Genomic DNA, 23,032 nt, shown 5'->3' on the forward strand with positions numbered 1-23,032 from the left:
TGTGGCCGGCCGGTTCGACGCGATCGTCACTGCGCCGCTGCAAAAGAGCACGATCAACGATGCCGGCGTGCCGTTCACGGGCCATACCGAATACCTCGCCGAGCGCACCCATACGCCGCGCGTCGTCATGATGCTCGCGGGCACCGGCAAGCGGCCGCTGCGCGTCGCGCTCGCGACCACGCATCTGCCGCTGAAAGACGTCTCCGCGGCGTTGTCGATCGACAGCCTCGCCGAGACGCTGCATATCATCGACCGCGACTTGCGCCAGCACTTCGGCCTGCCCGCGCCGCGCATCCTCGTGACGGGGCTGAACCCGCATGCGGGCGAAAACGGCTACCTGGGGCGCGAGGAGATCGACGTCATCACGCCGGCGCTGCAACATGCGAACGCGCAGGGCATCGACGCGCGCGGTCCCTATCCGGCCGACACGCTGTTCCAGCCGCGCTATCTCGAAGAGGCCGACTGCGTGCTCGCGATGTTCCACGACCAGGGCCTGCCGGTCCTGAAGTTCGCGACGTTCGGCGAGGGCATCAACGTCACGCTCGGCTTGCCGATCATTCGCACCTCGGTCGATCACGGCACCGCGCTCGATCTCGCCGGCACCGGCCGCGCCGATGCGGGCAGCCTGATGGCCGCGATCGACACGGCGGTGTCGATGGCGCGGCATCGTCGCACGGCCTGAGGCGGCCGCCGCGCGAGTGGCCCGAATGAGCGGCTCGAATGAGCGGCTCGAATGAGCGGCTCAAGTACGCGGCACAATCCTTTTCTCAAGCAGTTTTCTTTCTGGCGTTTCTTCGATGTCCACCAGCAGACAGCAACAAGGCCGGCACCAGGGCCATCTCGCGCGCAAGCGTTTCGGTCAGAACTTCCTGGTCGACATGGGCGTGATCGATTCGATCGTCGACGTGATCCGGCCGCAGCGCGGCGAGCGCATGGTCGAAATCGGGCCGGGGCTCGGCGCGCTGACCGGACCGCTGATCGAGCGGCTCGCGACGCCCGAGGCGCCGCTGCATGCGGTCGAACTCGACCGCGACCTGATCGGCCGTCTGAAAACGAAATTCGGCAATCTGCTCGAACTGCATGCGGGCGACGCGCTCGCGTTCGATTTCGGCTCGCTCGCCGCGCCGGGCGAGAAGGCGTCGCTGCGGATCGTCGGCAACTTGCCGTACAACATTTCGAGCCCGCTGCTGTTTCATCTGGCGACGTTCGCGGAGCGTGTGATCGACCAGCACTTCATGCTGCAGAACGAAGTGGTCGAGCGCATGGTCGCGGAGCCCGGCACCAAGGCGTTCAGCCGCCTCTCGGTGATGCTGCAGTACCGCTACGTGATCGACAAGCAGCTCGACGTGCCGCCCGAGGCGTTCCAGCCGCCGCCGAAGGTCGATTCGGCGATCGTGCGGATGATTCCGTACGAGCCGCACGAGCTGCCGGTGGTCGACGCAAACGTGCTCGGCGAAGTCGTGACGGCCGCGTTTTCGCAGCGTCGCAAGATGCTGCGCAATACGCTTTCCGCGCTGCGCGACTGTGTCGATTTCGAGGCGCTCGGCTTCGATCTGCAACGCCGCGCCGAAGACGTGCCGGTGGCCGAATATGTGAGCGTTGCGCAGGCGCTGGCGGCGAATTCGAAGGGCGCGCCGCAATAAGCGGCGCGTGCGCCGTCGTCGTGAGATCGCGAGATGAGCGGCGGCGTGCCTAGGCCTTGCCGCGCTTTGCCTGTGCCGGTGCGTTGACGAGCGCGATGCCGGCCAGCACGAGCAGCGCGGCGCTCAGAAAGCGCGCGCTGAACGATTCGCCGAGCAGCAGCACGCCGAAGGTCACGCCGAACAGCGGCGTGAGAAACGAAAACACCGAGAGTCGCGACGCGATATAGCGCGTGAGCAGCCAGAACCACAACAGATAGCTGACGAATGCGACGACCACCGCCTGATAGGCGAGGCTCGCCAGCGCGAGCGGCGTGACGGTGTCCACGCGCATCTGACCGAGCCCGAGCGCCAGCGCGAGCAATACCACCGCCGATACCGCCAGCTGATAGAACAGCGTCTTGCTCGCGCTCGTATGCGCGAGCCGCGAGCCGCGCACGACGACGGTCGTCGCGGCCCATGCGATGCCGGCGAGCACGCCGAGCGCGTCGCCGGCCGCGCCCGCAAGCGTCGAGCCGTGAGCCGCGCTGGTGTGCAGGAAGCCGTCGGCGAAGGCGAGCGCCATGCCCGCGAACGCGATGACGATGCCGAGCCACTGGATGCGCCGCATCCGTTCGCCCTCGACGAACCAGTGCAGACCGAGCGCGGTGAAGCACGGCGCGGTGTAGAGAAACACCGCCATGCGCGACGCGCTCGTGAGCGTCAGCCCAAGAAAGATGCAGATGAACTCGGCCGCGAACAGCACGCCCGCGAGCAGGCCTGCGCCGAGCGTGCCGTCGTCGCGAAAGAGCGGCGTGCCGCGCGAGCGCGCCCATGCCCACACGAGCACCGCCGCAATCGCCGAGCGCAGCCCCGCCTGGAAGACGGGCGGCAGCGCCGCGTTGGTGCTCTTGATCGCGACCTGCTGGAGTCCCCAGATCGCGCAGAGCCCGATCATCAGCAGGATCGCGAAGCTATCCGGGGAGCGGCGCGCGGGCAAGGCGGTCGTGGTGCTCATGGACGATGGGGTGACGAGAACGTTGTGATTCCGATACCGGGCCCAGGCAAGCGCGGGTCTCAGTCGACGCGGCCCTTCTTCTGGATCAGCTCGATCTTGTAGCCGTCCGGGTCGGCCACGAAGGCGATGACCGTCGTGCCGTGTTTCATCGGACCGGCTTCGCGAGTCACGACACCGCCGCGCTTCTTCACTTCTTCGCATGCGGCATAGGCGTCGTCCACTTCGAGAGCGATATGGCCGTAGCCGGTTCCGAGGTCGTATTGATCGGTGTCCCAGTTGTGCGTCAGCTCGATCGCCGCGGCTTCGGATTCGTCCTCGTAGCCGACGAACGCCAGCGTGAATTTTCCGTCCGGGAAGTCGCTCTTGCGGAGCAGGCGCATGCCGAGAACTTCGGTGTAGAAACGGATGGAAGCGTCCAGATTGCCGACTCGCAGCATGGTATGCAAGATTCGCATGGGTAATCCTTTGAAGGTGGGGCGGTAAATGTCTGGTTGAGTGACGGCAATTGTAAATGATTGCCTCATAGCCTGAATTCGACGCCGCGCGGACGATGTGGCCTGAACGAGAGGCACGGCGGCGGGTGCGGCTCGCTCGGGAGCGGGCACGAAGACCGCCGCGACCGGCATGCTGCAAATGCCGCGGCGCATCGAGGCGGCAAATCGAGGCGATGCCTCAAAGCGTCGGCAACAACTCCGGCGGATGCGACTTCAGTGTCTGCCGCGCCTCGCGAAATTCCGGGAAGATCGATTCGACGGTTTGCCAGAAGCGCGGACTGTGATTCATTTCGCGCAGATGCGCGAGTTCGTGCGCGACGACGTAATCGATGATGGACAGGGGAAAGTGAATGAGCCGCCAGTTCAGGCGAATCTTGCCGTCGCTCGAACAACTGCCCCAGCGCGTCGCCGCCGACGACAACGCATACGCGCGATAGTTGACGCCGAGCTTCTGCGCGTAAATCGCGAGGCGCTCGCCGAACAGCCGCTTCGCTTCGCCTTGCAGCCAGCCCTGCACGCGGTCCTTGATCTGCTGCGGATCGGCCTGCAACGGCAGCGGCAATTGCAGCGCGGCATGCTCGGCGCTGAACGCGAGCGTGCCGTGCGGCGCGCCGAGCGTGACGCGCACCGGCTGACCGAGGTACGGCACTTCAGCGCCATCTTTCCAGTCGATCTTCGGCAACGCGCGCTGTTCGACACGCGTTTGCCATTCGATCAGCTTCGTGAAAATCCAGCGCTGCTTTTCGGTGATCGCGGTTTCGATATCGGCGAGCGTGACCCAGCGCGGCGCGGTGATCGTGAGACCGGTGCTGTCGATCGCAAAGCCGATCGAGCGGCGCGCCGAACGCTTGAGCACGTAGTGCAGCGTGCGCGAACCGATGACGAGACTGCGCAGCTTGCTGCCGTCCGGCGCGAGCGGCGCGGCGGGCGGCATGACCGGTGCCGGATTCGATGAACCCGGCGCGGCAGGTGAAGGGGACGACGACATCGACCCCGGCTCGGCGAAGAGCGGGAGATCGAGCTGGCGGTTTTCGAGCGCCGCAGCGGACGGCGGCGTGGGAGACTTCTGCATCGGCTTCGCTTCGCGCAATACGCCTTCGGGCTTCGAGGGCGTGGCGCGTCAGATGGGGGCGGCGGCGGAGTCGCTGGCCGCCGCGCTATAGGCCGTGGGATCGATGCGGCGCATTTCGGCTTCGATCCACTGTTCGACGCGCGTGTTCACTTCGTCGGGCGTGAGCCCCGTCGTGTCGATCGGCTTGCCGATCGACACCGTGACTATACCCGGATATTTCGTAAACGAGTTGCGCGGCCACACGCGTCCCGCGTTGTGCGCGATCGGCACGACCGGCGCGCCGGTCGCGATCGCGAAGCGCGCGCCGCCGGTCTTGTACTTGCCCTGCTTGCCGGTCGGCGTGCGCGTGCCTTCCGGAAACATGATGACCCACGCGCCTTCGGCCATGCGCGCCTTGCCCTGCTTCGTGACCGATTCGAACGCGTACTTGCCTTCCTTGCGGTTGATGTGAACCATCTTCAGCATGCCGAGTGCCCAGCCGAAGAACGGCACGTACAGCAGTTCGCGCTTGAACACGTAGCACAGCGGGCGCGGCATGATCGCCGGAAACGCGAGCGTTTCCCACGCCGACTGATGCTTCGACAGCAGCACGGCCGGACCGTCGGGCAGATTCTCGAAACCTTCGATGCGATAGCGGATGCCGTTCAGGTAGCGCACCGTCCACAGCGTGAGGCGGCACCAGCCGGCTGCCATCCAGTAGCGGTTTTCCGCGCGCAGGAACGGAAACGCGATGAAGCACGCGGTCGCATACGGCACCGTGACCAGCACGAAATAGATCAGCAGCAGCAGGGAACGGAGGAAGCGCATCGGCGTGGTCGGTGAAGGTTGGAAACGCGCGGTGCGCGCGTTATTCCTGAGCGTCGGAGAGAAAGTCGAGCGCGAACGCGCGCAGGTCGTCGTGCACGAGCGTGCCGTCGGGCAGGCCGCCGGCCGCGAGCGTCTTGCGGCCCTTGCCGCTCAGCACGAGATGGGTCGGATGACCGAGCGCCGCGCCCGCCTGCAGATCGCGCAGCGAATCGCCCACGACATGCGTTTGTGCCGGATCGATTTCGAAGCGTTCGGCGATCATCTTCAGCATGCCGGGCTTCGGCTTGCGGCATTCGCAATGATCTTCCGCCGTGTGCGGGCAGAAGAACACCGCGTCGATGCGCGCGCCGACGGCCGCGGCCATGCGATGCATCTTCAGATGCATCGCGTTCAACGCGTCCATGTCGAACAGACCGCGGCCGATGCCCGACTGGTTCGTCGCGACCGCAACGCGATAGCCCGCCTGGTTCAGGCGCGCGATCGCTTCGAGCGCGCCGGGCAGCGCGATCCATTCGTCGGGCGACTTGATGAACGCGTCGGAGTCGACGTTGATCACGCCGTCGCGGTCGAGGATCACCACTTTCTTGTTCGGCATGGCGCGGTACTCAGGCGGCGAGTCGGGAAATGTCGGCGACGCAGTTCATCTGCTGATGCAACGCGCCGAGCAAGGCCAGGCGATTGGCACGCAGCGCCGGGTCGTCGGCGTTGACCATCACGTCGTTGAAGAACGTGTCGACCGGTTCGCGCAGCGCGGCGAGCGCGGTGAGCGCGCCGGTGTACTCGCGCGCGGCCAGTTGCGACTGCACGCGCGGCGCGACCTGTTCGAGCTGCGCGTGCAGCGCTTTTTCCGCCGCCTCGGTAAGCAGCGCCGGCTGCACGCCGCCGTTCGCCGCGCCGTCCGACTTCTTCAGGATGTTCGAGATGCGTTTGTTGGCCGACGCGAGCGATGCCGCTTCGGCGAGCGACGCGAATTCGCGCACCGCGTCGAGACGCGCGACGATGTCGTCGAGGCGCGTCGGATTCAGCGCGAGCACCGCGTCGATTTCGCCGGCCGCATAGCCGCGTTCGCGCAGGAGGCCGCGCAGGCGGTCCATGCTGAACTCGTAGATCGCGTCGGTCGAATCGGCGACGTTCGGCACGCCGGCGAATTGCGCATAGGCGGCGCGCAGCAGTTCGACGAAATCGACCGGCAACTGCTTTTCGACCAGGATGCGCAGCACGCCGAGCGCATGACGGCGCAGCGCGAACGGGTCTTTCTCGCCGGTCGGCTGCAGGCCGATGCCCCAGATGCCGACCAGCGTTTCGAGCTTGTCCGCGAGCGCGACGACGGTGCCGGTTGCGGTGGTGGGCAAGGCGTCGCCCGAGAAGCGCGGCTGATAGTGTTCCGAGCAGGCGAGCGCGACTTCTTCCGGCTCGCCGTCGTGGCGCGCGTAGTACGTGCCCATCGTGCCTTGCAGCTCGGGGAATTCGCCGACCATGTCGGTGATGAGGTCGGCCTTGGCGAGACGCGCGGCGCGCTTCGCGAGCGCGACGTCGGCGCCGGTCAGCGCGGCGATCGCGCCGGCCAGCCCTTCGAGGCGCTCGACGCGTTGCAGCGCCGAGCCAAGCTTGTTGTGATAGACGACGTTCGCGAGCAGCGGCACGCGGTCGGCGAGCGGCTTCTTCTTGTCCTGCGTGAAGAAGAACTTCGCGTCGGCGAGGCGCGGACGCACCACGCGCTCGTTGCCTTCGACGATCTCGTCCGGCGTTTCCGTCTCGATGTTCGACACGATCAGGAAGCGCGAGCGCAGCTTGCCGTTCGCATCGGTCAGCGCGAAGTACTTCTGGTTCGTCTGCATCGTGAGGATCAGGCATTCCTGCGGCACCTGCAGGAATTCGTCCTCGAAGCGGCAGGCGTAGACCACCGGCCATTCGACCAGCGCGGTCACTTCGTCGAGCAGCGACTCGGGCATCACGACCTTGTCGTCGCCGGCCTGTTCGAGCAGTTGCGCGCGGATCGCGTTCTTGCGTTTCGCGAAGCTCGCGATCACGCGGCCCCTGTGTTCGAGCGTTTCGGCATACGAATGCGCATGCTGGATCTGCACGAAGCCTTCGGATAGGAAGCGATGGCCGAGCGTGGTGTCGTCGGCGTCGATGCCGAGCGCGCTGACCGGCACGACTTCTTCGCCGTGCAGCGCGGTCAGACGATGCGCCGGGCGCACGAATTGCACGCTCGAACCGTCCGGGCGCTGATAGGTCATGAACTTCGGAATCGGCAGCTTCCCGAGCGTTTCGTCGAGCGCGGCCTGCAGGCCGTCGACGAGCGTCGCGCCCGGTGCCGCGTAGCGCAGGAAGAACGCCTCGGCCTTGCCGTCCTGGGCACGTTCGAGATCGTTCACCGAGAAGTCGGGGAAGCCGAGCGCGGCGAGTTTCTTGGCGAGCGGCGCGGTGGGCTGGCCGTCTTTATCGAGCGCGACGGAAACCGGCAGCACTTTTTCGCGCACGTGTTTTTCCGGCGCAACGGCGCGCACGTTGTGAAGCGTCACCGCGAGGCGGCGCGGCGTCGCATAGCCTTCGAACGACGGTTCGCCGTCGATCAGGTCGCGCGCCGCGAGGCGCTGCGCAATGCCTTCGGCGAAAGCGTCGCCGAGACGCGCGAGCGCTTTCGGCGGCAGTTCTTCGGTCAGCAGCTCGACGAGCAGGGTAGCGTGTTGAGATTGAGTCATGAGTTGATATTCTCGTCAGTCCTGATCGATCTTGCGTTCGACTTTCAGCGGCGGCGCCCATGCGGGCATCGCGGCTTCCTGCTCGTCGGTCGTGAGGCCGGGCACGCCGTGCACCGGATTGCCGAGCATCGGGAAGCCGAGCTTTTCGCGCGAGTCGTAGTAGGCCTGCGCGACCAGACGCGACAGCGCGCGAATCCGGCCGATGTAGGCCGCGCGTTCGGTGACCGAGATCGCGCCGCGCGCGTCGAGCAGGTTGAACGTGTGGCCGCACTTCAGCACGAGTTCGTAGGCGGGCAGCGCGAGCTGCGCTTCGATCATGCGCTTCGCTTCCGCTTCGTAGCTGTTGAAGAACGTGAACAGCAGGTCGACGTTCGCGTGCTCGAAGTTGTAGGTGGACTGCTCGACTTCGTTCTGGTGATACACGTCGCCATAGCTCAGGCGGCGCAGTTCGGGGCCGTTCGGGCCTTGCTCCTCCCACTCGGTCCAGACGAGGTCGTAGACGTTCTCGACCTTCTGCAGGTACATCGCGAGACGTTCGAGACCGTAGGTGATTTCGCCGAGCACCGGCTTGCAGTCGAGACCGCCGACCTGCTGGAAGTAGGTGAACTGGGTCACTTCCATGCCGTTCAGCCACACTTCCCAGCCGAGCCCCCAGGCGCCGAGCGTGGGGTTTTCCCAGTCGTCCTCGACGAAGCGCACGTCGTTCTGCTTGAGGTCGAAGCCGAGCGCTTCGAGCGAGCCGAGGTACAGGTCGAGGATGTTTTCCGGCGCGGGCTTGAGCACCACCTGGTACTGGTAGTAGTGCTGCAGACGGTTCGGGTTCTCGCCGTAGCGGCCGTCTTTCGGGCGGCGCGACGGTTGCACGTAGGCGGCGCGCCACGGCTCGGGGCCGATCGCGCGCAGGAACGTATGGACGTGGGACGTGCCCGCGCCGACTTCCATGTCGATCGGCTGGAGCAACGCGCAGCCCTGCTTGTCCCAGTAGGACTGCAAGGTCAGGATGATTTGCTGAAACGTGAGCATGAAGTGCCTTTCGGGCAGGGGGCCGTGCCGCGTGCGCCTGAGCGCCCGAGGCGGCCGTGGAGCGAAGTGCTAAACGCGAGATTTTAACGGAAAGGGCGCGGGGCGGCCTGTTTTGCGGGGGCGGACGGGTTGGGGTGCGGTTTTTGGGCGACAGGCGGGGGCGGGCGGCGCGGCCGTCGTTGGGCCGTCACGAAGTGCCTGTCTGAATAAATTTCTCATTTGGGATAAAAATTAGTCCAATTCTGATAGACGCCGGTGCCTGCGCTTTCGATACTGCCGTTTGCACATCACTTCATGCACACATGTTCGAACCATTGCGGGAGCGCATTTTCCGTTTCGCCGGGAACGGACTTTTCAAGCCGAAGGCGCGAGATCGCGGCGGTACCGCAATGGCGGGTGCGGGCAGCCAGATGATTTCGCGCCTGATAACAGGCGTCAGACGGATCGGCATCCGGTTACTGCTTGCAGTCGTCATTGCAGTGCCGGCGAGGGCCAATGACATGCAGGGAACAATGACGAACAGGCAGATGACTTCCGACCAGCAGGCGCAACTGCTGCGCTTCACTGAAGTCGGTTTGAAATGGGCCGCAGGGCAAATCACGTTCGACGACGTAATACAGCGCCTTGGCAAACCTCAATATCAGTCGGAGCAGATAGACCTGATCAAGTATGCGTATTACCGGAACGGTGTTATGTCGATGCATTTCGTTTACGACAAATTGAAACTCGTCGATGGAAAACCCCGCATCGCTTTCGTCGAGATCGAGGTCAGTAACGACGTTCGCACGAACATTCCCTATGAACATTTCGAAAGTCTGGGTCTGCACCGCCTGGTGCGTGGGGAGACAATCGATGGTATTCGTCGGGAAACCCGCCACTTTTTTTCCCCGACAGGCGCTCTCGAAATACCGCAATTCCACGGAAAGAACTACGTCACTTTTGGGTATCGTTTACCGATGCCGCGTGATTCCCTATTCGACGTAACTGCGGGCTTTAGCTACGACGTGAAATGGATCGACGATAGCGGTCCGCCAGCTCTCCACAATATTCGCAAAGCTGAAAACTTACGCGGCCTCGGAATCAGCCGTCATTACCTGACGCCCAAAGAACTGGAACAGCGACGTCAGGCCACGCAATGGAAGTACTGAACGATCAATCTGCGCATCGCGCAGGGTATGTCCGTACTTTCACGCCATTAGCTGCTCCTGACGCGGCAGGCATAAGCGACTTCTGATTCGGCACGGAAAGATCAGACATGACAGCAATGGAAAAAACGCGAAGCCACATTCCAGCCTCGGCACGGTCAATCTCGGTTCAGGTGGGAGCCGATGACATGCAAGATACTGCCATCAACAAGCCAACGACTCCCACCGGGCACCGCGCTCAGGTCGCCGCCAGCTCCACCTTCGGCGAGAACGAATCGCATTGCGCGATCGGCCAGTACTTCTCGAACAGCGTATAGCGATAGTTGCCGTTGAGCAGGTCGTTCGGTTCGAGATACTTGAGCAGGTCCGACATGAGCCGCACTTCATGCGACGACACGCGCCGCACGATGTGATGCGCGCGCAGTTCCGCCGGGTGGTGCAGCCCCGCCGCCTGGATGATCTCCTGCAAGGCGTGCAGCGTGTTGTGGTGGAAGTTGAACACGCGCTCGGCCTTGTCCGGCACGACGAGCGCGCGCTGGCGCACCGGGTCCTGGGTCGCGACGCCGGTCGGGCAGCGGCCCGTGTGGCAGGTCTGCGCCTGGATGCAGCCGACCGCGAACATGAAGCCGCGCGCCGCGTTGACCCAGTCCGCGCCGATCGCGAGCGTCTTCGCGATGTCGAACGCGGTAATCATCTTGCCGCTCGCGCCGATGCGGATGCGCTGCCGCAAGCCGATGCCGACCAGCGTGTTGTGCACGAGCAGCAGCCCTTCCTGCAGCGGCACGCCGACGTGATCGGTGAATTCGAGCGGTGCCGCGCCGGTGCCGCCTTCCGCGCCGTCGACGACGATGAAGTCCGGCAGGATGCCGGTGTCCAGCATCGCCTTGGCGATGCCGAAGAATTCCCACGGATGCCCGATGCACAGCTTGAAGCCGGTCGGCTTGCCGCCCGACAGCGTGCGCAGCCGCTCGACGAATTCGAGCAGTTCGCGCGGCGTCGAGAACTCGGAGTGCGTGGCCGGCGAAATGCAGTCGCGGCCCATCGGCACGCCGCGCGTCTCGGCGATTTCGGGCGTGATCTTGGCGGCCGGCAGCACGCCGCCGTGGCCGGGCTTCGCGCCTTGCGAAAGCTTGATCTCGATCATCTTCACCTGCGGCTCGGCGGCCTGTCTGGCGAATTTCTCGGGGTTGAACGTGCCATCGTCGTTACGGCATCCAAAGTAACCCGAAGCGATTTCCCAGATGATGTCGCCGCCATGCTCGCGGTGATACTTCGACATCGAGCCTTCGCCGGTGTCGTGCGCGAAGTTGCCTTTCTTCGCGCCGAGGTTCAGCGCCATGATCGCGTTGGCCGACAGCGAGCCGAAGCTCATCGCCGAGACGTTGAAGATCGACATCGAATACGGCTGCGCGCGATCGGGGCCGACGACGATGCGAAAGTCGTGGCCGTCGAGCTTCGTCGGCGCGAGCGAGTGGCTGATCCATTCGTGCGCGACCGCCTTCACGTCGAGTTCGGTGCCGTACGGGCGGCTGTCGACGTCGTTCTTCGCGCGCTGATAGACGATGCTGCGCTGCGCGCGCGAGAACGGTTTTTCGTCGGTATCGTCCTCGACGAAGTATTGCCGGATCTCCGGGCGGATGAACTCGAAGATGAAGCGCATATGGCCCCAGAGCGGGTAGTTGCGCAGGATCGCATGGCGCTGCTGGGTCAGGTCGAACAGGCCGAGCGCGACGAGCGCCGCCGGCACGACGAGCCAGAACCACGACAGGTGATGCGTCGCGGCAAGCGCGGCACATGCGACGAGGAGCGCGACTGCGCACCACATGGCCAGATAGCGTCGAGAAAACATGGAGACTCCGGTACGGTGAAAATCATTGCGGCGGGATCGTGCGCGCGGGTCGCGCGGACGGTATCCGCCGCGAAGGAAAACGGGTGGCCGTGGGTCGGCGTACAGCGGATGTTAGCCCGAAATGTTAGCCCGAAGCGGCCGCGCGCGCCGTGGCGTGCGCAGGGCGTGCAAAGCGCGCGAGCCCGGGGACGCACGAAAAGGCACGAAAAGCGGCGCAGCGCGGGCCGGCGGGCGGCAGCTTACGGTCGCACGCGAAGGTGAAGCTCGTGTGAATCGGGCGCGCGAGGTGAAGGGATAGGATGAGGCGAGCGCAGCGGCTGCGGCGGACATGGCGGCCACGGCCGGGGGGCCGGGGCGGCGGGACGTATCAGGCGCGGCGGGGGGCCAGGGCAGCGGGGCATATCAGGCGCGGTGCGGCGGGGAGCCGGAACCACGCAACACGCCGTTCCCGCCACCCACGCCGCTTTGCCTCGCTCAATGTCCGCCGAGCAGCGCCGCTTTTTGCAGTCTGCCCTGCGGCTTTTTCCGCGCGCGCGCTTTCGGCTGCTTGGGCGGCTGGGCTTGCGGCAGTTCGGCCGGCTGGCCGGTCATCGCCTGTTCGATGATGCCGCCGCCGAGGCACACGTCGCCGTCGTAGAGCACCGCCGATTGTCCCGGCGTGACGGCCCATTGCGCGGCCTCGAAGGTCAGCTCGAAGAGGCCGTTGCCGGCCGCGCCGCCCTTGGCGCTGCCGAACGTGCAGGCCGCGTCGGCTTGCCGGTAGCGCGTTTTCGCGCCGCACACGAAGCCTTCGGGCGGCGGCTCGCCTGCGACCCAGCTCGTATTGCCGGCCGACAGCGTGTGGCACAGCAGCCACGGATGCTCGTGGCCCTGCGCGACGAACAGCGTATTCGAGGCAATGTCCTTGGCCGCGGCGAACCACGGATCGCCGTTGCCGTCCTTGCTGCCGCCGAGGCCGATGCCCTTGCGCTGGCCGAACGTGTAGAACGCGAGGCCGATGTGTTCGCCGACCACCTTGCCGTCGGTCGTCATCATCGGGCCGGGCTGGGTCGGCAGATAGCGGTTCAGGAAATCGCGGAACGGCCGTTCACCGATGAAACAGATGCCGGTCGAGTCCTTCTTCTTCGCGTTCGGCAGGCCGATCTGTGCGGCGATCTCGCGTACCTTCGTCTTCGGCATTTCGCCGAGCGGAAACAGCGTCTTCGACAGTTGCGCCTGGTTCAGCCGGTGCAGGAAGTACGACTGGTCTTTCGTATGATCCAACGCCTTCAGCAGTTCGAAGCGGCCGTCGCGCTCGTGGTTCTGGCGCACGCGCGCGTAGTGGCCGGTCGCGATGGTTTCCGCGCCGAGCGACATCGCGTGATCGAGAAAGGCCTTGAACTTGATTTCGGCGTTGCACAGCACGTCCGGGTTCGGCGTGCGGCCGGCCGAGTATTCGCGCAGGAATTCGGCGAACACGCGGTCCTTGTATTCGGCCGCGAAGTTGACCGCTTCGACGTCGATGCCGATCAGGTCCGCCACCGACACCACGTCGATCCAGTCCTGGCGGGTCGAGCAGTATTCGCTGTCGTCGTCGTCTTCCCAGTTCTTCATGAACAGGCCGACCACGTCGTAGCCCTGTTCCTTCAGCAGCCACGCGGTGACCGACGAATCGACGCCGCCCGACATGCCTACTACGACTTTGCGCTTGCTCATAAGGTGCTCATTGGGTGCTGCATGACTGCATGGATCGTGGAATGGCCGCTCGTGACGGCTGCTGCAACGGTTGCCGGGCGGTTGGCCGCGGCGCTTATCTGGCGCTTATCTTTTCGGCCCGACCGAATGCGTGTGCACGAAGTCGAGCGGGAAACGCCGGCCGGCCAGGTAATCGTCGACGCATTGCATGACGAGCGGCGTGCGGTGCCGCTCGGGGCAGGCACGTAACTCGTCGGCGCTCATCCACAGCGTGCGGACGATGTCGGGATCGAGCGCGCGCGCCAGGTCCGGTGCGCCGCCCGCGCCGCAATAGGTGAAGCGCAGGTACGTGATGCCCTCGCGCTCCGGCCGCTCGAAGTGGGTCATGTACATGCCGACTAGCGCTTCAGGCGCGAACGGATGGGCGGTTTCCTCGAGCGTTTCGCGGATCACCGCGTCCAGCAGCGTTTCGCCCGCTTCCAGATGGCCGGCGGGCTGGTTCAGGCGCAGGCCGGCGGCGGTGTGCTCCTCGACCAGCAGGAAGCGCCCGTCACGCTCGACGATCGCCGCGACGGTCACGTGCGGCAGCCAGGTTTCCGGTTTCATGGGTGCGCATTTTACCGGTTATGGGCATGGGCTGCCGGGCGTCGGCGCGGGCGGGGCCGGGGTGGCCGGCGCGGCTTGCGTGGCCGTACGGCCGCGCGGCCGGAGGATGGGAGTACGGATAAGCCAGGGATTGGCGAGGAATAAGCGAGGCATCAGCCGGGAGTAAGCGACGAATAAGCGACGAATAAGCACGCCCGTCCGGAATCGCCCAGCCACATTGCCGTGCCCCCCGCATTGACCCCGATTTTTGCACCGCGGCGGTTTCGGTTAAAGTGGGACCTTCGTTAGCCGTTGCATCTGCAAGCCGGCGTGCCTCGTCGGCCGATCCGTCGTCAAACAGGAAGTCGAGGAGGAACAACGATGCACATCGGAGTGCCAGCCGAGACGCGCGCGCATGAAACCCGCGTTGCCGCGACGCCCGAAACGGTCAAGAAATACGTGGCGCAGGGCCACCGCGTCACGCTCCAGAGCGGCGCCGGGGCCGGCGCGAGCTTTCCCGACGAGGCCTATACGGCCGTGGGCGCGGAAATCGTCGATGCGGCCACCGCGTTCGGCGCCGATCTCGTCCTCAAGGTCCAGTCCCCCACCGACACCGAACTGCCGCTCCTGAAGCGCGGCGCGACGCTCGTCGGCATGCTCGATCCGTTCAACGCCGACAACGCCCAGAAGCTCGCCGCCGCCGGCCTCACCGCGTTCGCGCTCGAAGCCGCGCCGCGCACGACGCGCGCGCAGAGCCTCGACGTGCTGTCGTCGCAGGCGAACATCGCCGGCTACAAGGCGGTGCTGCTCGCGGCGACGCTTTATCCGCGCTTCATGCCGATGCTGATGACGGCCGCCGGCACCGTAAAGGCCGCGCGCGTGCTGATTCTCGGCGCGGGCGTGGCCGGCTTGCAGGCCATCGCGACCGCGAAGCGCCTCGGCGCCGTGCTCGAAGCGTCGGACGTGCGGCCGGCCGTGAAGGAGCAGATCGAATCGCTCGGCGCCAAGTTTCTCGACGTACCTTACGAAACCGACGAAGAGCGCGAAGCCGCGCAAGGCGTCGGCGGCTACGCGCGGCCGATGCCGCCGTCGTGGCTTGCGCGCCAGGCGGCGCTCGTGCATGAGCGCGCGAAGCAGGCCGACGTGGTGATCTCGACCGCGCTGATTCCGGGCCGTCCCGCGCCGACGCTGCTGTCGGTCGACACCGTGCAGGCGATGAAGCCGGGCTCGGTCATCGTCGATCTGGCGGCCGGGCGCGGTGCGGAATACGAGGGCCGGCGCGGCGGCAACTGTCCGCTGACCGAGGCGGACCAGGTGGTCGTCAAGCACGGCGTGCAGATCGTCGGCTATACGAACCTGCCGGCGATGGTGCCCGCCGATGCGTCGTCGCTGTACGCGCGCAACCTGCTCGACTTCCTGAAGCTGATCGTCACCAAGGAAGGCGCGCTCAACATCGATCTCGCGGACGACATCGTCGCGGCCACGCTGCTGGCGCGCGACGGTCAGGTCACGCGCAAGTAACGGGAGAGCGGCGATGGAAGTCATCAATCACACCGTGATCAATCTGATCATCTTCGTGCTGGCGATCTACGTCGGCTATCACGTGGTCTGGAACGTCACGCCCGCGCTGCATACGCCGCTGATGGCCGTGACCAACGCGATCTCGGCGATCGTGATCGTCGGCGCGATGCTCGCGGCGGGCCTGACGGTCGGCGGCGCGGGCAAGTTCTTCGGCACGATCGCGGTCGCGCTCGCGGCCGTCAACGTGTTCGGCGGCTTTCTCGTCACGCGGCGAATGCTCGAGATGTTCAAGAAGAAAGAGCCGAAGAAACTTCCCGCTGGCGGCAAGGAGGGTGCGTAAATGAGCCTGAACGTCGTCACGCTGCTGTATCTGGTCGCGTCGGTCTGCTTCATCCAGGCGCTCAAGGGGCTGTCCAATCCGAAGACCGCGCGCGTCGGCAATACCTTCGGCATGGTCGGCATGGCGATCGCGATTCTCACGACCATCGCGCTGATCTCGAAAGAGGCCGCCGCGCTCGGCTCCAATCTCGGCCTCGGGCTCGGCCTGCTGCTGGGCGGGCTGGTGGTCGGCGGCGCGATCGGTGCGTTCGTCGCCGCGCGCGTCGAGATGACGAAGATGCCCGAACTCGTCGCGGCCATGCACTCGCTGATCGGTCTAGCCGCGGTGTGCATCGCGTATGCGGTCGTCTCCGAGCCCGCCGCGTTCGGCCTCATCGATCCCGACAATCCAATCCCGGGCTTCCTACCGTACGGCAATCGTATCGAGCTGTTCATCGGCACGTTCGTCGGCGCGATCACGTTCTCGGGCTCGGTGATCGCGTTCGGCAAGCTGTCGGGCAAGTACAAGTTCCGGCTCTTCCAGGGCGCGCCGGTCGTGTACGCGGGCCAGCATCTGATCAACCTGATGCTCGCGCTCGCGATGATCGGCTTCGGCATCCTCTTCTTCCTCACGCAATCGTGGCTGCCGTTCATCATCATGACGGTCATTGCGTTCGTGCTCGGTGTGCTCATCATCATTCCGATCGGCGGCGCGGACATGCCGGTCGTCGTGTCGATGCTGAACTCGTACTCGGGCTGGGCGGCGGCCGGCATCGGCTTCTCGCTGAACAATCCGATGCTGATCATCGCGGGCTCGCTCGTGGGTTCGTCGGGGGCGATCCTGTCGTACATCATGTGCAAGGCGATGAACCGCTCGTTCTTCAACGTGATTCTCGGCGGCTTCGGCAACGAGGTGGGCGCTGCGACGGGCGGTGCGACGGAGCAGCGTCCGGTGAAATCGGGTTCGGCCGACGATGCCTCGTTCATGCTCGGCAACGCCGAAACCGTCGTGATCGTGCCGGGCTACGGGCTGGCCGTGGCGCGCGCGCAGCATGCGTTAAAGGAGTTGACCGACAAGCTCGTCGAGAAGGGCATCGAGGTGAAGTACGCGATTCACCCGGTGGCGGGCCGCATGCCGGGCCACATGAACGTGCTGCTCGCCGAGGCCGAAGTGCCGTACGACATGGTCTACGAGATGGAAGACATCAACGGCGAATTCGGCCAGGTCGACGTGGTGCTCGTGCTCGGCGCGAACGACGTGGTGAATCCGGCGGCGAAGAACGATCCGAAGTCGCCGATCGCGGGCATGCCGATCATCGAGGCGTACAAGGCGCGCACCGTGATCGTCAACAAGCGTTCGATGGCGGCGGGCTATGCCGGGCTCGACAACGACCTGTTCTACATGGACAAGACGATGATGGTGTTCGGCGACGCGAAGAAGGTGATCGAGGAGATGGTGAAGGCGGTGGAGTAGGCGTACCCGGTTTCGTTGTTCGCGGTTCGTTTCAGTCCACTCGCCGCTCGCCGCCTGTGCTGATAGCAACGGCGACGGGCGGCGGGCTCTCACCGCGACTTCGCATTGACATGCCGCAGCAGGTCCGCGAGCCGCCTGCCTTCCCGATCAGGATAAGTTTCGAGCACCTCGAGATCGCGGATCTTTTCGAGCCCGAAATTGCGGAAATCGCCGCGCAGTTCGCACCATGCACCGAGCGTCCAGCGCGCGCCCCAATACGCGAGCGCGAGCGGCCAGACGCGCCGCTCGGTGTTCGCGCCGTTCGCGTCGGTGTACGCGAAACGCACCACCTGGCGCATGTCGATCGCGCGATGCAGCGTGTCGAGCTGCGCCGAAAAATCCCCTTTGATGTGAAACGACGGTGCGAAGATCGCGAGCCGTTCGAGCGTCGCGCGCTTGTCGGCGGGCATCGCCGAGGCGATCTTCGCAAGTGCTCCGCGCGCGCCGCTTGCGAAGCCCGCGCCGCCCCACGATTCGAGCATGCGCGCGCCGGCTGCGAGCGCGGCGAGTTCGTCGGCGGTGAAGGTGAGCGGCGGCAGACTCGCCGAGCGCGAGAGCCGGTAGCCGATGCCGGCTTCGCCTTCGATCGGCACCCCTGACAATTGCAGATCGCGCACGTCGCGATAGACCGTGCGCAGCGAAACGTTGAGCCAGTCGGCCAGTTGCTGCGCGGTGGTCAGGCGCCGCCCGCGCAGCAACTCGGCGATCTGGAACAGGCGGTCGGCGCGGCGCGTCATCGTGGGCGTCGGGTAGAAGAGGAGGGGGAGGGTCCCGCGATGATAGCGCCGCATGGCGGCTTCCGGTGGACGTGCGGCGAGCCGGGTGCGCCTAGCCGTTGGTACGCGAATGCAGGCCGACGCGGTTGCCCTCGGTATCGATGAAGAACGCGATATAGCCGATATCCTGCGGCAGCTCGATCACCGGGCCGTCGGTCTTGCCGCCCGCCCGCTCGATGCGCGCGAGGGCGACGTTGACGGTGGGCTGCGCGTTCAGGTAGACGGTGACGCCGTCGGCGGCAGGCTTCATCGACGGGCCGTGGACGATCGCGCCGCCGGTGGCCGGCTCTTCATAGCCGAACGTGGCGATCGGCTGACCGCCGAACTCCTGGCGGTTCAGTTCGACATCGAGCGCGGCTTCGTAAAAGCGCACCGCGCGGTCGAAATCGACGGACGGAATTTCGAACCAGGCAACGACTTTGGGCAATGCGGACATGACACTCTCCTTCGGTTGGCAGTAGGCCGTACAAGGCGCCGGATGGCGTGAGAAGGAGTGTGCTGGAGGGCTGCTGACAGCGTAGTGGCAGTAGGGGACGAGTGGTTTGTCTGTGCCGTCGTCCCTTACCACATCAAATGAAAAAGCCACGGTCGTGAGACCATGGCTTTTCTTGCCGGCATGGCGTGCTTGCAATGCGGCGTCGCTTGAGGCTTGACGCGCTTCGTTGCCTTAGCCCGCCGCCGACACATCCCCCTGCGGCCGCTGCCGTACACTGCCCGCGATCAGGTCGAAGCGGAACAGCCGGCATTCGAGCGCGCCGTTAAAGAGCGGTGTCTTGGTCGATTCGCGCAGCCGCAACTGGCCCGGCAGCTTGCGATCCGAGGTCAGGATAAACGCGTTCCAGCCGGCAAAACGCTGCTTCAATGCATTGCCGAGCGACTGGAAAAATTCGCTGTCGGGCGCTTCTTCCTGAATGCGGCGAAAGCCGTCGTCGTCGCGATGCTCGCGATTGCCGCGTCCTTCGCGCAACTCGCCGCGTGCATTGCGGCCGCGCACTTCGATCCGCTCGCCATACGGCGGATTCGCGACGAGGATGCCGGCCCCCGAGGCGGGCGGCGTCATGTCGCGCGCATCGAGCTGCTTGAGCGGAATCGTCGGCAAGCCGGCGCGCTCGAAGTTCGCGCGTGCTTTTTCGAGCATGTCGCCGGAGATGTCGCTGCCGAAAATCTGCAAGTCGGTGCCGCGAGAACCGCGTGCCGTGTTTTTCGCTTCGAGCGCCGCGCCCTTCAGCGCTTGCCAGGTCCGCGAGTCGAACTGCTTGAGCTTCTCGAAGCCGAAGCGGCGCTCGACGCCCGGCGCGATGTTCAGCGCAACCTGCGCCGCTTCCGCGAGGAACGTGCCGCTGCCGCACATCGGGTCGTAGAGCGGCGTGCCGGCTTGCCAGCCCGTGAGACGCAGAATGCCCGCCGCGAGGTTTTCGCGCAGCGGCGCGGCACCCTTGTCGAGACGCCAGCCGCGCTTGAAGAGCGGGTCGCCCGACGTGTCGAGGTAAAGCGTGCAATCGGTCGCCGTCAGGAACGCGAACACGCGCACGTCGGGCATCGCGGTGTCGATGCTCGGGCGCGCGCCGCTCTTTTCGCGCAGACGGTCGCAGATCGCGTCCTTCACGCGCAGCGTCGTGAATTCGAGGCTGCGCAGCGGCGACTTGATCGCGGTGACGTCGACACGCAGCGTCTCGTGCGCGGAGAACCACTGCTCCCAGCGCTGTTCGACCGCGAGTGCGTAGATGTCCTGTTCGCTGCGGTAGGGCCGATGCGCGATTTTCAGCAGCACGCGGCTCGCGAGTCGCGAATGCAGGTTGGCGGCCATGCCGGCAGCCCAGCCGCCGCGGAAATGCACGCCGCCCGGCACCTGGGCGCCGGCCGTGAACGGTGCGCCGTTCAGATGCTGGGCGGCAATTTCGGCGAGTTCGGCCGCGAGCGGAGCTTCGAGCCCGCGCGGGCAAGGAAGGAAGAAATCGAAGGACATTGAGGTTGCCGCAAGGCTTGGGATAAGGCGCTATTGTACGCGGTCGGGGTGGGCGGCCCGGCGCGATTCGTGCCGGGCCAGGCCAGGCGAGGGTGCCGCCCGGCTCGCCCTAGCGCCCTTGCGGTTCTGTCTTCGCCGGCCACACGAGTTCCAGCGGCCGCCGCCGCAGCCGCTGCCAGATTGCGCCACGCAGCGAGCGCACCGCGCTGCGCCGCAAATCGCGCGATTTCGCGGCCATATAGAACGCCAGCGCGAAACTGACTGCGACGTTGAGAATCGCCATGCTGCCGACGCCCGCCACCGCCCACCACAGCGCCGGCAGTCGCAGCGCGTCCTTGCCGAGCACGCCGAGCGCGACGCCGATCGAGCCGGCGCTGAGCGTCACGTGACGCACCTCGAACTTGAACGCGAACGCGGTCAGGATCGCCGGCACGAGTCCGAGCATCAGGCCGAGCGTGATATTGCCGGCCACGCCCGCGACGTTCGTGCGGCAGAAACGCGCGAGACGCTCGGCACCGGCCGCGCCGAGCGTCATGCGCAGACGGCGGTTGTAGGCGAGCGCATCGGCGACGCGATGCAGGATGAACCAGTTGTCCGCCCAGCCCGCGAGCAGGCTCGACGACCACAGCAGCACGCCGGTCAGCGCCGCGTAGAACGGCGTCGGCCCGACGAGCGAGAACGACTGCAGCGTCGCGAGCGCCTTGTCGGCGGAGATCAGATCGGTGTGGAACAGCGCGTGCCACAGCAGGTCCACGCCGAGGCTCACGGGGAACACGAGCAGCACGTTGCCGAGCACGGCGGCGGCCTGGGTGCGCATCAGCGCCGTCACCGAGCTGACGAAGCTGTCGACGCCCGCCGGCGTGCCGACGTCGTCGAGTTCGCGCGCGAGCGTCGGCGCGGTCATGGCCGGCTGCTTGGTCGCGAGCGAGAAGTGAAGGAAGTGCATGAGCAGGAAGCTCGCCGAGTAGTTGATGCCGGCGAGCAGGCCTTCGAGCATCGCGTGCAGATGCGCGCCCGTGATCGCGAACTTCACGCAGACCGTCACGACGGTGACGAGCCCGCCGCCGGCCGCCATGCGCATCATCTTCAGATACTCGGCGCGGTCGCGCGCGATGTAGTGCTCGCCGGTGTCGGCGCTGTACTCGACGACCTTGCGCGCGAGCAGCGAGAAATTGCTGCGCGCGAGATGCGCGACGCTCTGGCTGGCCTGATTCGCGCGTACGAGTTCGGCGCTCAGGCGCGCGACCGCGCGCAGGTCGTCGCGCGCGAGCCATGCGTCGAGCAGATGCTCGGCGCGTTCGATGCGCATGCGCATCCGCTCGACCTGGAACACGATGTCGACGCTCACGCCGTTGCGATACAGATGCGCGAACACGTTGTCGGTCGCGACGCGGCACTCGTCGAGCAGCAGCCGCAGATAGTTGACCTCGCGCAGCAGCGGCTCCTGCGGGCCGCCCGCGGCGTAGGCGTCGTGGGCGGCTTCGAGCGCGAGCATCGCGCGCGTGAGCCGGTAGAACGGCTGTTTTTCCATCGCGACGCGCACGTCGCTGGTGTCGTCGGCGAGTGCGTCGCTTGCGGCCGCGCCGCCGAGGCGGCTGCGCACCGTCTGCGACAGACCGGTCGAGCTGATCTGGCAGGTGAGGTTATGCAGCGCGGCGAGCAGATCGAGCGAGAACGGCGTGCTGTTGCGCGCTGCGTCTTCAGCGGAGGCGAAGCCGAACAGCGCGTGAATGCGCGCGAGCAGATCGGCGGGCAGCGTGTCGATCCATTCCGCGTCGAGCCCGGAGCCGAACATCAGCGTGACGATCGCGGTGAGGTCGCGGCGGTTCGGCGCGGGCGGGATCAGCGAGGCTTCGACGCGCTCGAACACCGCGCCGAAGAAGCCGGAATGCACGGGCATGCCGGCGTCGCAGAGCAGCGAAAGGCTGTCGCTTTCGCGCAGCAGCGCGCGCAGAATGCCGGCCACGTTGGCCTTCCACGCGGGATTGCGATCGAGCACGTGCAGCAGATAGCGGATGCGCGTGTGCGCGGGGTTCTTCGATGGCGGCGCGGCGGATTCGGCGGCGCTGTTCGCGGCCTCGGCCGCGCCGGGCTGCACCGCGCGGCCGCGGCGAATCCAGTGCGCGAGTTCGATCAGCCATTCGCTGCGCTCCGCGTAGGGCGCGGTTTGATCGGCAATCGCGAGCAGCGCATCGAGTTGATGCCCGCCGTCGCGCGACGCGCGCCATTTTCTGATGAGTCGTTTGAGCGAGTCGAACATGGTTTTTCTGTGTCCTGCGGATGCCGAGGGGGATGGGTGGGCCGGTGCCTCGAATGCCTCAGGCGCCGCTTCCCGTGCTCATCCCCGCGGCCGGACAGGGCGGCACGACCACCGCCGCCGCTTTTCCTGTCGCCGCCCCCGACGCACCCGCCATCCCCACACCGCTCGCCGCCATCGCCCGCACCGCCGACGCGATCTGCGTCGACACTTCCGCGAGCGCGCGCCGGTGCCCATCGACGAGCGCGTCATACCCGCTGCCAACCGTCTCGCCGACCACGCTGCGGCACGTCATCACCGCATTGCCGCGCACGGCCCGCACGCTCCACACCGCATCGATCAGCGCATGCGAGCCGGGCCACGACTCGAAGCGCTGCACGTTCATCGCGATCCGATACACCGGCGTGTTGTCCGAACGCGCGGTGCCGAACGCATCGAGGGTGCCGAGCTGCTGCGTCAGGTCCGTCGACAGCGCGCGGCGAATTTCGTCGCCAGGCAGCGAGGCCCAACGCTCCTGTTCGAGCAGTTGCACCTGGGTCGGACCGCTTTGCACGACCAGCTGATTTCTCGACACCTGCGGCGGCACGTTGACCGGCGCGACTTCGATCAGCCACGCGGGCGCGGGCGCCGTGCGCGCCGTGGCCGGCGCCGGCGCATCGGCGCCGCCCAGCGTATAGAAGTGGCTCGACG

General features: G+C 66.0%; 21 protein-coding genes. 6 read left to right on the plus strand and 15 right to left on the minus strand.

The window, feature by feature from the left end; all coding sequences use genetic code 11:
• Nucleotides 1-682 (plus strand): 4-hydroxythreonine-4-phosphate dehydrogenase PdxA (gene pdxA / locus G3N58_RS29780; protein ID WP_206000980.1); only part of this gene is annotated, 682 nt, incomplete at its 5' end.
• 115 nt (nucleotides 683-797) lie between these two features.
• The gene (rsmA, locus tag G3N58_RS29785; protein WP_206000981.1) at nucleotides 798-1,643 is read left to right on the plus strand and encodes a 16S rRNA (adenine(1518)-N(6)/adenine(1519)-N(6))-dimethyltransferase RsmA; all 846 of its coding nucleotides are present in this window, start codon (nucleotides 798-800) and stop codon (nucleotides 1,641-1,643) included.
• Nucleotides 1,644-1,692: 49 nt separating this feature from the next.
• On the opposite strand, the gene G3N58_RS29790 is transcribed toward rsmA, so the two are convergent.
• The 7 genes from G3N58_RS29790 to glyQ all read right to left on the minus strand — a co-directional run bounded on the left by G3N58_RS29790 (nucleotide 1,693) and on the right by glyQ (nucleotide 8,738).
• Complete coding sequence (locus G3N58_RS29790) at nucleotides 1,693-2,637, minus strand: DMT family transporter (RefSeq protein ID WP_206000982.1); 945 nt, start codon at nucleotides 2,635-2,637, stop codon at nucleotides 1,693-1,695.
• 59 nt (nucleotides 2,638-2,696) lie between these two features.
• Nucleotides 2,697-3,092: a lactoylglutathione lyase gene (gene gloA / locus G3N58_RS29795; protein ID WP_167035875.1), complete on the minus strand. Its 396-nt coding sequence runs from the start codon at nucleotides 3,090-3,092 to the stop codon at nucleotides 2,697-2,699.
• A 217-nt stretch (nucleotides 3,093-3,309) separates the two neighbouring features.
• Nucleotides 3,310-4,203 carry a SprT family zinc-dependent metalloprotease gene (locus tag G3N58_RS29800; RefSeq protein WP_167035878.1) on the minus strand — a complete coding sequence of 298 codons (894 nt, stop codon included), beginning with the start codon at nucleotides 4,201-4,203 and terminating at the stop codon, nucleotides 3,310-3,312.
• Nucleotides 4,204-4,251: 48 nt separating this feature from the next.
• Nucleotides 4,252-5,010: a lysophospholipid acyltransferase family protein gene (locus G3N58_RS29805; protein ID WP_206000983.1), complete on the minus strand. Its 759-nt coding sequence runs from the start codon at nucleotides 5,008-5,010 to the stop codon at nucleotides 4,252-4,254.
• A 40-nt stretch (nucleotides 5,011-5,050) separates the two neighbouring features.
• Nucleotides 5,051-5,605 (minus strand): D-glycero-beta-D-manno-heptose 1,7-bisphosphate 7-phosphatase, encoded by a 555-nt coding sequence (gene gmhB, locus G3N58_RS29810; RefSeq protein WP_206000984.1) that lies wholly within the window; start codon nucleotides 5,603-5,605, stop codon nucleotides 5,051-5,053.
• 10 nt (nucleotides 5,606-5,615) lie between these two features.
• Nucleotides 5,616-7,715 carry a glycine--tRNA ligase subunit beta gene (gene glyS / locus G3N58_RS29815; protein WP_206000985.1) on the minus strand — a complete coding sequence of 700 codons (2,100 nt, stop codon included), beginning with the start codon at nucleotides 7,713-7,715 and terminating at the stop codon, nucleotides 5,616-5,618.
• Between the two features lie 15 nt (nucleotides 7,716-7,730).
• On the minus strand, nucleotides 7,731-8,738 hold the full coding sequence (gene glyQ, locus G3N58_RS29820; RefSeq protein WP_206000986.1) for a glycine--tRNA ligase subunit alpha: 1,008 nt from the start codon (nucleotides 8,736-8,738) through the stop codon (nucleotides 7,731-7,733).
• 302 nt (nucleotides 8,739-9,040) lie between these two features.
• Between glyQ and G3N58_RS29825 the strand changes: the two genes are divergently transcribed.
• Nucleotides 9,041-9,886: a hypothetical protein gene (locus G3N58_RS29825; protein ID WP_206000987.1), complete on the plus strand. Its 846-nt coding sequence runs from the start codon at nucleotides 9,041-9,043 to the stop codon at nucleotides 9,884-9,886.
• A 235-nt stretch (nucleotides 9,887-10,121) separates the two neighbouring features.
• Here the strand turns inward: G3N58_RS29825 and G3N58_RS29830 are convergent, their stop codons facing one another.
• The 3 genes from G3N58_RS29830 to G3N58_RS29840 form a co-directional block, all read right to left on the minus strand.
• On the minus strand, nucleotides 10,122-11,732 hold the full coding sequence (locus G3N58_RS29830) for an FMN-binding glutamate synthase family protein (protein WP_167035896.1): 1,611 nt from the start codon (nucleotides 11,730-11,732) through the stop codon (nucleotides 10,122-10,124).
• A gap of 474 nt (nucleotides 11,733-12,206) precedes the next feature.
• Nucleotides 12,207-13,427, minus strand: a complete 1,221-nt coding sequence (gene mnmA, locus G3N58_RS29835) for a tRNA 2-thiouridine(34) synthase MnmA (protein ID WP_206000988.1) — start codon at nucleotides 13,425-13,427, stop codon at nucleotides 12,207-12,209.
• Between the two features lie 105 nt (nucleotides 13,428-13,532).
• Nucleotides 13,533-14,012 (minus strand): NUDIX hydrolase, encoded by a 480-nt coding sequence (locus tag G3N58_RS29840; RefSeq protein WP_206000989.1) that lies wholly within the window; start codon nucleotides 14,010-14,012, stop codon nucleotides 13,533-13,535.
• A gap of 360 nt (nucleotides 14,013-14,372) precedes the next feature.
• On the opposite strand from G3N58_RS29840, the gene G3N58_RS29845 reads away from it, so the two are divergent.
• The 3 genes from G3N58_RS29845 to G3N58_RS29855 are packed head-to-tail and all read left to right on the plus strand — an operon-like array spanning nucleotide 14,373 to nucleotide 17,304.
• Entirely contained in the window at nucleotides 14,373-15,512 is a 1,140-nt protein-coding gene (locus G3N58_RS29845; protein WP_167035904.1) for a Re/Si-specific NAD(P)(+) transhydrogenase subunit alpha, read from the plus strand.
• Between the two features lie 13 nt (nucleotides 15,513-15,525).
• On the plus strand, nucleotides 15,526-15,852 hold the full coding sequence (locus G3N58_RS29850) for an NAD(P) transhydrogenase subunit alpha (RefSeq protein WP_167035907.1): 327 nt from the start codon (nucleotides 15,526-15,528) through the stop codon (nucleotides 15,850-15,852).
• Nucleotides 15,853-17,304 carry an NAD(P)(+) transhydrogenase (Re/Si-specific) subunit beta gene (locus tag G3N58_RS29855; protein ID WP_206000990.1) on the plus strand — a complete coding sequence of 484 codons (1,452 nt, stop codon included), beginning with the start codon at nucleotides 15,853-15,855 and terminating at the stop codon, nucleotides 17,302-17,304. It begins immediately after the preceding gene.
• A gap of 89 nt (nucleotides 17,305-17,393) precedes the next feature.
• Here G3N58_RS29855 and G3N58_RS29860 read toward each other — a convergent pair whose 3' ends face one another.
• The 5 genes from G3N58_RS29860 to G3N58_RS29880 form a co-directional block, all read right to left on the minus strand.
• Nucleotides 17,394-18,134, minus strand: coding sequence for a YafY family protein (locus tag G3N58_RS29860; RefSeq protein WP_167284707.1), 741 nt, complete (start codon nucleotides 18,132-18,134; stop codon nucleotides 17,394-17,396).
• 37 nt (nucleotides 18,135-18,171) lie between these two features.
• The gene (locus G3N58_RS29865; protein ID WP_206000991.1) at nucleotides 18,172-18,555 is read right to left on the minus strand and encodes a VOC family protein; all 384 of its coding nucleotides are present in this window, start codon (nucleotides 18,553-18,555) and stop codon (nucleotides 18,172-18,174) included.
• Nucleotides 18,556-18,786: 231 nt separating this feature from the next.
• Nucleotides 18,787-20,085 carry a class I SAM-dependent RNA methyltransferase gene (locus tag G3N58_RS29870; RefSeq protein ID WP_206000992.1) on the minus strand — a complete coding sequence of 433 codons (1,299 nt, stop codon included), beginning with the start codon at nucleotides 20,083-20,085 and terminating at the stop codon, nucleotides 18,787-18,789.
• 109 nt (nucleotides 20,086-20,194) lie between these two features.
• Nucleotides 20,195-22,345 (minus strand): site-specific recombinase, encoded by a 2,151-nt coding sequence (locus G3N58_RS29875; protein WP_206000993.1) that lies wholly within the window; start codon nucleotides 22,343-22,345, stop codon nucleotides 20,195-20,197.
• Nucleotides 22,346-22,403: 58 nt separating this feature from the next.
• Nucleotides 22,404-23,032, minus strand: a 629-nt coding sequence (locus G3N58_RS29880) for a PqiC family protein (RefSeq protein WP_206000994.1), incomplete at its 5' end; no start/stop codon positions are given.

The sequence above is a fragment of the Paraburkholderia sp. Ac-20342 genome (genome assembly GCF_017104985.1).
GTDB lineage: Bacteria > Pseudomonadota > Gammaproteobacteria > Burkholderiales > Burkholderiaceae > Paraburkholderia.